At 65.1% G+C, this 12254-nt stretch carries 8 protein-coding genes; 3 read left to right on the top strand and 5 right to left on the bottom strand.

Going from position 1 to position 12254, the window contains the following annotated elements:
- Together VGH68_RS06215 and mdlC are read right to left on the bottom strand one after the other, a co-directional pair.
- Positions 1 to 1078 (bottom strand): aldehyde dehydrogenase family protein (locus VGH68_RS06215; RefSeq protein ID WP_331602660.1); only part of this gene is annotated, 1078 nt, incomplete at its 3' end.
- 37 nt (positions 1079 to 1115) lie between these two features.
- Positions 1116 to 2795, bottom strand: a complete 1680-nt coding sequence (gene mdlC, locus VGH68_RS06210; RefSeq protein WP_331602659.1) for a benzoylformate decarboxylase — start codon at positions 2793 to 2795, stop codon at positions 1116 to 1118.
- A 104-nt stretch (positions 2796 to 2899) separates the two neighbouring features.
- Between mdlC and VGH68_RS06205 the strand changes: the two genes are divergently transcribed.
- From VGH68_RS06205 to VGH68_RS06195, 3 genes are all read left to right on the top strand, one after another.
- A complete protein-coding gene (locus VGH68_RS06205) occupies positions 2900 to 3829 on the top strand; it encodes a LysR family transcriptional regulator (protein ID WP_331602658.1) in 930 nt (309 codons plus the stop codon).
- Positions 3830 to 3955: 126 nt separating this feature from the next.
- Complete coding sequence (locus VGH68_RS06200) at positions 3956 to 4966, top strand: DUF2891 domain-containing protein (protein ID WP_331602657.1); 1011 nt, start codon at positions 3956 to 3958, stop codon at positions 4964 to 4966.
- Positions 4967 to 5140: 174 nt separating this feature from the next.
- Positions 5141 to 7528 (top strand): DNA polymerase II, encoded by a 2388-nt coding sequence (locus tag VGH68_RS06195; RefSeq protein WP_331602656.1) that lies wholly within the window; start codon positions 5141 to 5143, stop codon positions 7526 to 7528.
- 7 nt (positions 7529 to 7535) lie between these two features.
- On the opposite strand, the gene VGH68_RS06190 is transcribed toward VGH68_RS06195, so the two are convergent.
- The 3 genes from VGH68_RS06190 to VGH68_RS06180 all read right to left on the bottom strand — a co-directional run bounded on the left by VGH68_RS06190 (position 7536) and on the right by VGH68_RS06180 (position 12253).
- A complete protein-coding gene (locus VGH68_RS06190; protein WP_331602655.1) occupies positions 7536 to 9014 on the bottom strand; it encodes an MFS transporter in 1479 nt (492 codons plus the stop codon).
- 196 nt (positions 9015 to 9210) lie between these two features.
- Positions 9211 to 11166: an aconitase family protein gene (locus VGH68_RS06185; protein WP_331602654.1), complete on the bottom strand. Its 1956-nt coding sequence runs from the start codon at positions 11164 to 11166 to the stop codon at positions 9211 to 9213.
- A gap of 184 nt (positions 11167 to 11350) precedes the next feature.
- Positions 11351 to 12253, bottom strand: a complete 903-nt coding sequence (locus tag VGH68_RS06180; protein ID WP_331602653.1) for a LysR family transcriptional regulator — start codon at positions 12251 to 12253, stop codon at positions 11351 to 11353.
- Between the last annotated feature and the right edge of the window lies 1 nt (position 12254).

Here is a 12254-nt window from a genome sequence, read left to right as displayed (position 1 = left end):
GCGTGGTCTCGCTGTTGCCGCCGCACAGGAGCGTTGCGCCCTTGGCGAGCGCATCGTCGATCAGCGCATTGCAGCGCTCGACGGTGCTCATATCGACCACCGAGCCGAGCACGACCGGGCCATTGCGCGGATCGCCGAGCGGCAATGCGCGCGCCCGCGGAGTGAGTTGATCGACGAACGCATCGGCGATGCTTTCGTCGACGATGATGCGTTCGGTCGACATGCAGATCTGCCCGGAATTCGCAAACGCGCCGAACACGGCCGCGTTCACGGCAGCGCCGATGTCGGCGTCGTCGAGCACGACGAGCGGCGCCTTGCCGCCCAGTTCGAGCACTGCGGGCTTCAGATTGCGCGCGCAGCTTTCGGCGATGATGCGGCCCACGCGCGTCGAGCCCGTGAAGTTCACGCGACGCACGGCCGGGTGTTCGATCATCGCGTCGACGATGCGCGCCGCGTCGGCGGGCGCGTTCGTCACGAAATTGACAGTGCCGCGCGGCAAGCCCGCCTCCTGCATCGCCTCGACGATCAGGCCGTGCGTCGCCGGGCAGATCTCCGAGCCTTTGAGCACGACCGTGTTGCCGCAGGCGAGCGGCAGCGCAATGGCGCGGACCGCGAGGATCACCGGCGCGTTCCACGGCGCCATCCCGAGCACGACACCCGCAGGCTGGCGCACGCCCATCGCGAGGCTGCCGGGCACATCGGACGGAATCAGTTCGCCGGCCACTTGTGTCGTGAGCGCGGCCGCTTCGATCAAACCCGCCGCCGCAAGATGCACATTGAAGCCGGCCCAGATGCCGGATGCGCCGGTCTCGGCGGCCATCGTGGCGGCGAATGCGTCGGCCTTCGCTTCGAGCGCGTGCGCGGCCTTCGTCAGCAACGCGCGGCGCTCGCTCGGGCCCAGTGCCGACCACACGGGAAACGCGGCGGCCGCGGCGTCGACCGCGGCCACTGCATCTTCGACCGTCGCGGCCGGCGCGCGCGTCGCCACCTCGCCATCGAGCGGGTTGCGGCGCTCGAAACTCGCGCCGTTTCGTGCCTGTACCTGTTCACCGCCGATCAGCATGGATACGGTTTTCATCGTTTGTCTCCGGTTTCGAATGGAAATGCGTGACGCGTTACGCGATGATCACTTCGACGAGCGTCGGACCACCTTGCGCGCTACCCGTCGAATCAACCGACAGCGCCTCGCGCAAGCTGTCGCCAAGCTGCACTGCGTCGCTCACCCGTACACCGGGGCAGCCCATGCCCGCCGCAAGGGTGACGAAGTCGAGCCCCGTCAGTTCGGTGCCCTGCACCGTCTCATGCGGGCCGAAGCCGAACACCGGCGCGAAATCCTGTAACGCCGCATAGCGCGCGTTGTTCAGAATCACGAACGTAATCGGCAGCCGCAGCTGCACCGCGCTCCAGATCGCCTGAATCGAGTACATGCTAGAACCGTCGCCGATTAGCGCGATCACGCGCTCGCCCGGCCGCGCCAGCGCGACGCCGATCGACGCGGGCATCCCATAGCCGAGGCCGCCGCTTTCCATCGTCAGGAACGCACCGGGGCGTGTGACCGGCAGATAGGTCTGCATCACGGGCCGCGAACTCGGCGCTTCCTCGACGACGATGCCGTCGGGGTCGCGCACTTCGGCAAGCGTCTGCAACGCGAACGCGACCGACATCCGCTCGCCTGCGGCCGGCGGCAGCGCGCGCGGCGGCACGGCGCGCGGCGCGGGCATCTCGCGCGCTTTCGGCGCGGCACGCGCGAGCAGTTCCTGCACGCCGAGCCGCACGTTGCCGGCCGCGGCGATGCCTTGCGGCGTCCAGGCGGCGACGCCCGGATCGTCGATCAACTGACACAGCTGCGCGCCCGGCGGCACATGCGGACCGCTGCCTTCGACGTGATACGTGAATGCGGGCGCACCGATCACGAAGATCGCGTCGTGCTGCTCGAGCTGTTCGACGATGCGCTCGCGCATCGCCGGCAGAAAGCCCGCGAACAGCCGATGATTTTCCGGGAAGCTGCAACGCGCGGTCATTGGCGCGACATAGACGCGCGCACGATGGCGCTCCGCGAGCTGCACCACATCCGCCGCCGCGCCCGCGCGATCCACTGCGCTGCCGACCACGAACGCGGGCCGTTCGCACGCGTCGAGCACCGCGCCGATGCGCGCGAGCATCGCGGGATCGGCGCGCATCACGTGCGCGACCTCACGCTCGGCCACGCGCTCGGCCGGCCGGTCCCAGTCGTCGGCGGGAATCGATACGAACACCGGGCCGCGCGGCTCCTGCATCGCAATCGCGTAAGCGCGTGCGATCGCGAGCGGCACATCCTGCGCGCGCGCCGGCTCGATGCTCCATTTCACATAGGGCTTCGGCAGTTCGGTGGCCTGCGTTGCGGCGAGAAACGGGTCGAATGGCAGAATCGAGCGGGCCTGCTGACCCGCGGTAACGACCAGCGGCGTGCGGTTGCGAAACGCGGTGAAGATGTTGCCCATCGCGTTGCCGACGCCCGCCGCCGAATGCAGGTTGATGAACGCTGCGTTGCCGGTGGCCTGCGCGTAGCCGTCGGCCATGCCGACCACGACCGCTTCCTGCAAGCCGAGGACGTAGCGAAAATCGGCGGGGAAATCGCGGAACATCGGCAGCTCGGTGGAGCCGGGGTTCGCGAAGATCGACGTCATGCCGACGCGGCGCGCGAAGTCGATCACCGCGTCGCGGACGGTCCATTGGCGGGCGCCTGAACCTTCAGCGCGCTCTGCGCTGCGTACGTCTGCCTGCCCGTGATTGTGTTGCTGCGCGCTGCCTGTCATGCGAAGTCTCCTGTCTGGTGAGCGCGAAAGATATGACGACCATTATCCAGGCCGCCTCGCCAACCCGAAATTGCCTAATTTGCAAAAAGGCATTACCTTTTGGCATGACTTATAACCTTCAGCAATTGCAGGCGTTCGCGACGATCGTCGAAAGCGGCAGCCTCGGCCGCGCCGCGGAAGCGCTGCACATCACGCAGCCGGCGCTGAGCCGCACTATCCGGCGTCTCGAGGAGCAGGTCGGCGCGCCGTTATTCGAGCGCCACTCGCGCGGCATGCATCTGACGGCGGTCGGCGAGGCGCTGCTGCCGCATGCCATCCTGCTGCAACGCGAATCCGAACAGGCACGCGAGGAAATCGACGCGCTGCGCGGGCTCGCGCGCGGCACGATCCGCGTCGGCGCGGTGGGCAGCATCGCGAGCCTCGTACTGCCGCTGGCAGTCAGCGGCGTGCTCGGCAAGTGGCCGAATCTGCGCGTGCAGATCATCGAAGGCGTCTGGGACCGGCTTGCCGATGCACTCGTCAAACGCGACATCGATCTCGCGCTGAGCATGGCGGTTCCCGATACCGACGAGATCATGGCGATCGCCGATTGCCGCTGGGAAGATACGAGCTATGTGGTCGCGGCAATCGATCATCCGTTGCGGCGCAAACCGGATCTCACGCTGGCCGATACGCTGAATGAACGCTGGGCGATTCCGCCGCGAGGCACCGCGCCGTTCGAGCACATGCAAAGCGTGTTCGCCGGGCAAGGCCTGGGGCTGCCGAATGTGGTGGTGGAAACGCGCTCGATCACGGCGTTGAAGAGTCTGGTCGCGCGGTCGGGCTTCCTGAGCTGGATGGCGTCGACGATGTATCTGACCGAGAGCAAGGCTCGTGTGTTCGATACGCTGGCGATGCCGGGGGTCGTCGGGCGGCGTACGCTGACCGCGTTTAGAAGGCGGCAGGGGATCTTGCCGAGTCCGGCGGTCAAGCTGCTGGAGCAGTTGCGGCAGTTGACCGCTCAGGGCGACGGCTCGGGGGGTGACGCGCGGTGATGCACGGGCCGCGACTGAAAGACCGGGACGGCGTGATCGACGCATCATGGCCGGCCGCTTTACTACTGCCGATCTTCGACACCATACTGTCGTACCCGTTCGTATTCCGCTTTTGAGGAGCTGCCGATGACCGTCCAACTCACCCGCGAATTCGCATCGAAATTCGCCAACCTCGCGCTCGCGCATCTGACGCGCGAATATCCGAACAAGCTCACGCACTCGCTCGCAGGACCGCAGGACGTGCAGGGCCCGCGCGCGCTGCATCCGATCTTCTACGGCAGCTACGACTGGCATTCGTGCGTGCACGGCTACTGGCTGATCCTGCATCTGCTGGAGCGCTTTCCCGACCTGCCCGAAGCCGCGCGCATCGTCGCGGTGGTCGACGAGCATTTCACCGACGCAAACGTCGCCGGTGAACTCGCCTATCTGGAGCTGCCGCACAATCGCGGTTTCGAGCGTCCGTACGGTTGGGCGTGGCTGCTCGCGCTGAGCGCGCAACTGGCGTCGCTGAAGATTTCGCAAGCGGCGCGCTGGAGCAAGACGTTCGCGCCGCTCACGGCGGCGTTCGTCAACCGCTTCGAGGAGTTTTTGCCGAAGGCGACCTATCCGCTGCGCGTCGGCACGCACTTCAACATGGCGTTCGCGCTCGCGCTGACGCTCGATTTCGCGCGGCAGACGTCGCGCGAATCGCTGGAAGCGCTGATCGTCAGCACCGCCGAGCGCTGGTTTCTGAACGACGTCGGATGCCAGGCATGGGAGCCGGCCGGCGACGAATTCTTGTCGCCGTCGCTGATGGAAGCGGAGTTGATGCGCCGCGTGCTGCCGCCCGCACAATTCACCGAGTGGTTCGGCCGCTTTCTGCCCGAGCTGGGCGCGAAAAAGCCCGCGACGCTGTTCGAACCGGTCACCGTCACGGATCGCAGCGACGGCAAGATCGCGCATCTCGACGGCCTCAATCTGAGCCGCGCATGGTGCCAGCGCTCGCTCGCGCGTGCGCTGCCCGCAGGCGACGTGCGCCGCGCGGTGCTGTTCGAAACCGCCGAACATCACCTGCAAAGCGCGCTCGCGCATGTGGCCGGCGATTACATGGGCGAGCACTGGCTCGGCACCTTCGCGACGCTCGCGCTCGAAGCCTGAACGGGCTTTCCGGCGAACTGGTGTGGTGAGGCGCTTCGATACGAAGCGCCTTTTTATTCGCAGTACACCGCCCTGCTCCATCCGTCTGTCGAACTTCAGAGTGCCGCATGTCAGCGCTACCGCCCGCGGCGGTAAAATCGCGCGAGGCGATGACGCCCGATAAAAGGTGGAAGTTTGACTGAGTTTGCGCAGGGTTTTATTTTGACGCGACACTGGCGGGATGCCCCCGCCGGCACGGAGATCGAATTCTGGCTGGCCACGGACAGCGGGCCGCGCCACCTCCGCTTGCGCGCTCAGCCGTCTGTCGCTTTCCTTCCCGCCGAACAGCGCGAGCGCGCCGAAACGATCCTACGCCGCGAAACGCAAATCGAGCTGCGTGCGCTCAAGCTTCGCGACTTCCAGCATCGGCCGGTTATCGGGCTTTACTGCCCGCAATACCGTCAATTGAAAGGCCTCGAAAAGCGCCTGAGAGAAGGCGGCGTCGACGTATACGAAGCGGACATCCAGCCTCCCGAGCGCTATATGATGGAGCGCTTCATCACCGCGCCGGTGTGGTTCACCGGCGAGCCGCAACAAGCGGGTTACGCGAGTCCAGCGGCAGCTTCGTTAGTGAATGGCGAACTGAAACCCGCCAACGGTTACCGTCCGCCGCTGAAACTCGTTTCGCTCGATATCGAAACCAGTGCGCACGCAGAGCTGTATTCGATCGCGCTCGAAGGCTGCGGTGAACGCCAGGTCTATATGCTGGGGCCGCCGAATGCCGAAGCAGGCCAGCTCGACTTCAAGCTCGACTACTGCGAAACCCGCGCGCAATTGCTCGAAAAGCTGATCGAATGGATGGAACGGCACGATCCCGACGCGATCATCGGCTGGAATCTCGTGCAGTTCGATTTGAAGGTGCTGCAACAGCATTCGGAGCAATATCGTGTGCCGTTGCGTATCGGCCGCGGCGGCGCGGTGATGGAGTGGCGCGAGCATGGGGTCACGCGCAATCACTTCTTTGCGGACGCGGCGGGCCGTTTGATTATCGACGGCATCGAAGCACTGCGTTCGGCGACGTGGAGCTTCCCGTCGTTCAGCCTCGAATATGTGTCGCGTTCGGTGCTCGGAGAAGGCAAGGCGATCGACAACCCGTATCAGCGCATGGACGAAATCCAGCGCCGCTTCGACGAGGACAAGCCCGCACTCGCGCGCTACAACCTGAAGGATTGCGAGCTGGTCACACGCATCTTCGCGAAGACGGAGCTGTTGCCGTTCCTGCTCGAACGCGCGAGCGTGACCGGGCTGCCCGCCGATCGCAGCGGCGGCTCGGTCGCCGCCTTCACGCATCTGTATATGCCGCGCATGCACCGCCAAGGCTATGTCGCGCCGAACCTCGGCGACGTGCCCGGTGCCGCGAGCCCCGGCGGCTTCGTGATGGATTCGCGGCCCGGTCTCTACGATTCGGTGCTCGTGCTCGACTACAAGAGCCTCTATCCATCGATCATCCGTACGTTCCTGATCGACCCGCTGGGTCTGATCGAAGGCATGCTGCATCCCGACGACGAACACTCGGTGCCCGGCTTTCTCGGTGCGCGCTTCTCGCGCACGCGCCACTGTCTGCCTTCGGTGGTCGCGCAGGTGTGGGAGGCTCGCGAAGCGGCCAAGCGCGAGCACAACAAGCCGTTGTCGCAAGCGTTGAAGATCATCATGAACGCGTTCTATGGCGTGCTCGGTTCGACCGGCTGCCGCTTTTTCGATCCGCGTCTGGCGTCGTCGATCACGATGCGCGGTCACGAGATCATGCACACGACGCGCGAGTTGATTCAGGCGCAAGGCTACGAGGTGATCTACGGCGACACCGATTCGACCTTCGTATGGCTGAAGCACGCGCATCGCGAAGACGACGCCGCGCGCATCGGGCGCGCGCTGGTCGACCATATCAATGCCGCGTGGCGCGACACACTGCACGCGCGCTTCGGACTCGACAGCGCGCTCGAATTGCAGTTCGAGCGGCACTACCGGCGCTTCTTCATGCCGACGATACGCGGCACCGAGGAAGGCAGCAAGAAACGCTACGCGGGTCTCACCGTACTGCCCGATGGCAGCGAGGACATCGTCTACAAAGGGCTCGAAACGGTGCGCACCGACTGGACGCCGCTCGCGCAGCAATTCCAGCAGGAGCTGTATGGGCGCATCTTCAGGCAGCAGCCGTATCAGGATTACGTGCGCGACTATGTGCGCGATACGCTCGCGGGCCGCTTCGACGATCGACTCATCTATCGCAAACGGTTGCGCCGGCCGCTGGACGCTTACGAGCGCAACGTGCCGCCGCATGTACGCGCCGCTCGTGTCGCCGATGAATTCAACCGCCAGCAGGGACGCCCGCTTCAATATCAGAACGGCGGCTGGATCAGCTACCTGATCACGGTAGCCGGCCCCGAGCCGCTTGAAACGCTGCGCTCGCCGATCGACTACGAGCACTATGTGACGCGGCAACTGGAGCCGGTGGCCGACGCGATTCTGCCCTTGCTGCGCGACGACTTCGCGACGCTGATGTCCGGGCAAACGCAGTTGTTCTGAGCGTGCGTTACTCCGAAATCTTCTCGAGTTCGAGCCCGTTGGTGCGCGGCCCCATCAGACCGATCGCCAGCATCACGATCAGCATCGCGCCGGCGATGAACACGAACACGCCGGTCGTGCCGAAGTTGCGCAGCACGGCCGCGATCATGAATGCGGTGAAAATGGCCGAAAAACGGCTCCACGAATAGACGAAACCGACCGCGCGAGCCCGGATGCTGGTGGGGAACAACTCGGTCTGATACGCGTGATAGCTGTACGAAATGATGTTGCCCGCGAGCGTCAGGCATACGCCGAGGCTCACCAGCAGCACGGCGCCGGATGCCTGGCTGAACCACAGTCCGCACACGATATTGACAGCGGCCATCACGACGATCACGGTTTTGCGCTCGAAACGATCGCCGATAAAGAGGCCGATCACGGGACCAATCGGCGCGGCCAGCGCGATCACGCTCGAGTACATCAGGCTCGTCGTGATGGTGATGCCCTGCTTGATCAGCAGCGTCGGCACCCAGTTCGCGAAGCCGTAGAAGCCGACTGTCTGGAAGATGTTGAAGATCGTCATCATCAGCGTGCGGCTGCGGTACGGCGGCACCCACATGTCGCGGAAGCTGCCGCGCGGCGCGACCGGCACCGGCGGCGCGGGGGGCGGCAACTCGCGGCCGTATTCGTTGCGCACTTTCGCTTCGAGCGCGCGCATCACCTGATCGGCTTCGGCAAGACGTCCGCGTTGCGCGAGCCAGCGCGGGCTTTCCGGCAGCGCGCGGCGAATCCACCAGACGAACAGCGCGCCGTGCGCGCCGATCAGCACGACCCAGCGCCAGCCGTCGACCCCGAACGGCGTGCGCGGTACCAGAAACCACGACAAAAACGCGACGACCGGCACCGCCGTGAAGCCGACCGCCTGCTCGCACGCGAATGCGCGCCCGCGAATCTGCTTCGGTACGAGCTCCGAGATGTACGTGCCGATCGTGACCAGTTCGACGCCGATGCCGACGCCTGCGACGAAGCGCCAGAAATTCAGGCCGGTCGCGGTTTCCTGAAAGGCCATCACGACGTTGGCCGCGGTGTACCAGAGCAGCGAATACGTGAACACCGCACGGCGCCCGAAGCGATCCGCGAGAAAACCACACGCGATCGTGCCGATAAACAGGCCGCTGAACAGCGCGGCGATAAAGCTCGCGATGCCGGTCGAGCCGAACAGCCCGTGGGTGGTCGCGGTGAGGATGCCGCTCTTGACGAGACCCGGCGCGACGTAGCCGGAATAAAGCAGATCGTAGAGTTCGAAGAAGAAGCCGAGGCTCAGCAGCACCACGAACTTCCAGATGGAACGCGTGGCGGGCAGCCGGTCGAGGCGTGCCGAAATGCTGCCGGCGTCGAGCGACGCGCTGAGGTGGATCGTGTCGGCTGCGTGACTCGCCGCGCCTGGGGGATACGCCGCATTGTCGCCGCTGCTTGCGACGGACTCCGCGTGGTCGGGGGATGCCATGTTTTGTCTCCTTTGTCGACGGGAGTTGGCGCTTTTAGCGCTTACTCCGGTCCCATGCAAAGCTCTTACTCCGGTCCCATGCCACTGGCTTGGCGACAAACAACATCGCTCGCCACAGCCGGTTCAACGCCGGCCTTGCGTATTGTCGTGTGCCGCACGCGCCACGATGCTTTGAGGCCGGATTCCGGCCAGCATTCTAGCCGTGCTCGCGCTTCAATTGTTCAAAGCTCGTGATTTTTCCGGCCAACGCGCTCGCTGCAACGGTATGAGGACCCGCAAGCCACACACCGCCGGGCCCCGAGCGGCCCGGGAAATTCCGGTTGATCGCGCTGATCGTCACGTCCTTTGCATTGGCCGACTGCCCAGGCCCGCAGTTCGCGCACGACCCGCAGCCCGGCATCACCAGCGTCACCCCCGCGCGTTCGAACACCGGCAGATAGCCCTGTTCCTCGCAATACGCGCGCACCGCCATTGTGCCGAACTGCAGATACAGACGCGTGCGGTCCGCCACGCGAATGCCATGCTCGATGCCCCAGCGCAATACCTCGTGATAGAAATCGAAGTCTTCGCGCTTGCCCGCGGTACAGGAGCCGCCGTACGCGATATCGATTGCGACGTCCTTGTCGAGTTGCTGCGCCGGCACGCCGTTGCCGGGGTCGCCCGGACGCGCGAGCATCGGCTCGATCGCGTTGGCGTCGATGCGGATGGTGTCGCTATAGACCGCGCCGACGTCGCTTTTCATCCAGATTTCAAGCGCGAAATCGATCCCGCGCCGTTCTTTCAGAAACGCGACGGTGCGTTCATCCGGCTCGACGATGCCGGTAAAGCCGCCGAGTTCGGCGACCATGTTCGTCAGCGTCGCGCGTTCATCGATCGACATCGCGCGCACCGCGTCGCCGCCGTATTCGAACACGAGTCCTACCGCACCGCCGGAGCGGATCGCGTCGAGATGCAGCAGGTGCAGCACAATGTCTTTCGCGCTCACACCATCGCGCAGGCGGCCGTCGATCTCGATGCGCAACGTCTGCGGCACCTTGCAGCGCACGTAGCCCGTCACCCAGCTATTGGCGATCTCGGTGGCACCCGCACCGAACGCGAGGCAGCCGAGCGCGCCCGAATGCGGCGTGTGCGAATCGGTGCCGCACGCGACCTGGCCCGGCAACACGTATTGCTCGGCCATCAGTGCATGACAGATGCCTTCGGAACCCGGCACGCCGTCGAGCGCGCCGTGCGCGCGCACCGGATAGTCGCGCGCGAACGTCGTATGCCCTTGCATCAGATTCGCGACGCCCGGCAGCAAACCGTCGCGCACGTGCGGAATACTCTGCGGCGCGAGCACCAGATGGTCCTGGAACGCGATGATGTGATCCGGCGCATACAGCGGCGCCGGCTTGCCGAACGCCCGATGCATCAGATGCGCGCACATGCCGGTGAAATAGTCGTGGCTAAAGCGCCAGTCGGCGGCGATAAACACGCCGTCGCCACGCCGCGCGCTCGCGGAGCCGGGATGCAGATGGCGCTCGATGATCTTCTCGACCAGTGTTTTCGGTTCGGCGGGCGCCGCATCGGTCGCAACGGCGCCATCGCGCTCGACCGGCGCCGGCCAGTCCGCGAATTTGCTGTACGCCAGCAGCCCGCCACTACGGATGATCTGCTGCGTAAGCGCGTCGCGGCCTTTGAGGAATTCGTCGATCGGCACGGCTTCGCCGGCGATCAAGCGATCGAGCACGGAAAAATCGGTGGTGGTCAGAATGCCGATGTTGTCGCAGTTCTGCTGATAGATCCGCTCGAAGCTCTCGGCGACGATCAGCCGGATACCGGCGGACAACTCCGCGAGCGGACTCGACTCGCGCGACGAGCCCTTGCCGTAGCGCTTGCCCGCCACCGTCACCTGGAAGCCGCCGTCCTTAATCGCGTTGCTGCCGATCGGCAGACGCTCGCCCGCCTTGAAACCAACGTACGGATACTGGCCGAGGCGCTCGTCGTATGTAAGCATCACGGTCACTGGCGTGATCTCGTCGGTGGAAACGTTGTCGCGCAGCGGGCCCGCGGCCGCGCGCGTGAAATTTTTGCCGGCCAGTTGCGCGTCCATCACAGCCGGGTCCTGCGACAGATACAGCACACGGCCGTCCAGACGAATCGTATCGCTCATCGAGGCATTCTCCTTGCACCCACTATACGGCGCGCGAGGTCGATGCCGAAGTGTTGGTCTGGCAAGGCTGCCGTCTCGTTTCGCGAATGCTCGATGTTGCAGCGCGGTGCGGGGCCGAGTCGCCGTTCGCTTATTCGGCTCTTTAGTTTACGCGGCTCTTTATCTCGTGTTTTTTCCCGGCTTTCTACCGCTGAGCGCCGAGAAACGTGACCAATGCCGCCGCGCTCGCGCTCAACTGCTCGCGTGAGTGGAAGATCATGATCAGCTGCCGCTCGGCCCATGCATCGCCGAGCGGCAGCAAGCGCACGTCGAGCGTATTCACATACAGCAGCCCGACCTGCTCGGGCACGATCGCGATGCCGAGCCCCACATGGACCATCCGGCATAGCGCGTCGAGACTGCTCACGCGAATCCGCACGTCGAGCGGCCGGCCGGCGCTCGCGGCCTGCTGCGCGAGCAGACGCGTCAACGCGCTTTCGCTGCGCAGGCCGACAAAGCTGTCGTCGAGCAGTTCGTCGAATGCGACGCGCGTTGCCCCCGCGAGCCGATGACCGCCAGGCACGAGCACCGCTAGCCGGTCCTGGCGATACGGCACCTGCGCGAAAGCGTCGCTACCGACCACCCGATTGCAGATGCCGAAATCCGCGCCGTGTTCGTCGACGATACGCAGCACGTCTGCGCTGTTTTCTTCTTCGAGTTCGATCGATACGTCTGGGAACGCGCGGCCGAACGCGGCCACGTCTTCAGGCAGAAACTGCACGATCGACGACAGATTCGCGACCACCCGCACGCGCCCTTTCACGCCCGACGAAAAGCGCGACAGCTCCGCGCTCATCTGCTCGATATTGCCGATGATCGCGAGCGCGTAACGCAGCACGGTCTCGCCGACCGGCGTCACGGTAATGCCGCGCGACTGGCGCTGAATCACCGGTAGACCAATCATCGTCTCGATCTCGGCGATGCGCCGGCTCACCGCCGACGACGCGATGAACTCGCGCTCGGCCGCGCGCGCGATGTTGCCCTCCTGGCAGACGGCGACGAACAGGCGCAGCGAAGTGAGGTCGAGTTTCTTGAGCAGGTTTTCCATC

Origin of the sequence: Paraburkholderia sp. (genome assembly GCF_036488505.1) — a bacterium.
In the GTDB taxonomy this organism is placed as follows: Bacteria; Pseudomonadota; Gammaproteobacteria; order Burkholderiales; family Burkholderiaceae; genus Paraburkholderia.
Note: the sequence above shows the minus strand (reverse complement) of the source record. Positions and strands in the feature narration are given on the sequence as shown.

Excerpts from the sequence above, each read along its gene's own strand:
- VGH68_RS06180 (WP_331602653.1), bottom strand. The coding sequence starts at position 12,253 with ATGGAAAACCTGCTCAAGAAACTCGACCTCACTTCGCTGCGCCTGTTC.
- VGH68_RS06185 (WP_331602654.1), bottom strand. The coding sequence starts at position 11,166 with ATGAGCGATACGATTCGTCTGGACGGCCGTGTGCTGTATCTGTCGCAG.
- mdlC (WP_331602659.1), bottom strand. The coding sequence starts at position 2,795 with ATGACAGGCAGCGCGCAGCAACACAATCACGGGCAGGCAGACGTACGC.
- VGH68_RS06190 (WP_331602655.1), bottom strand. The coding sequence starts at position 9,014 with ATGGCATCCCCCGACCACGCGGAGTCCGTCGCAAGCAGCGGCGACAAT.
- VGH68_RS06205 (WP_331602658.1), top strand. The coding sequence starts at position 2,900 with ATGACTTATAACCTTCAGCAATTGCAGGCGTTCGCGACGATCGTCGAA.
- VGH68_RS06200 (WP_331602657.1), top strand. The coding sequence starts at position 3,956 with ATGACCGTCCAACTCACCCGCGAATTCGCATCGAAATTCGCCAACCTC.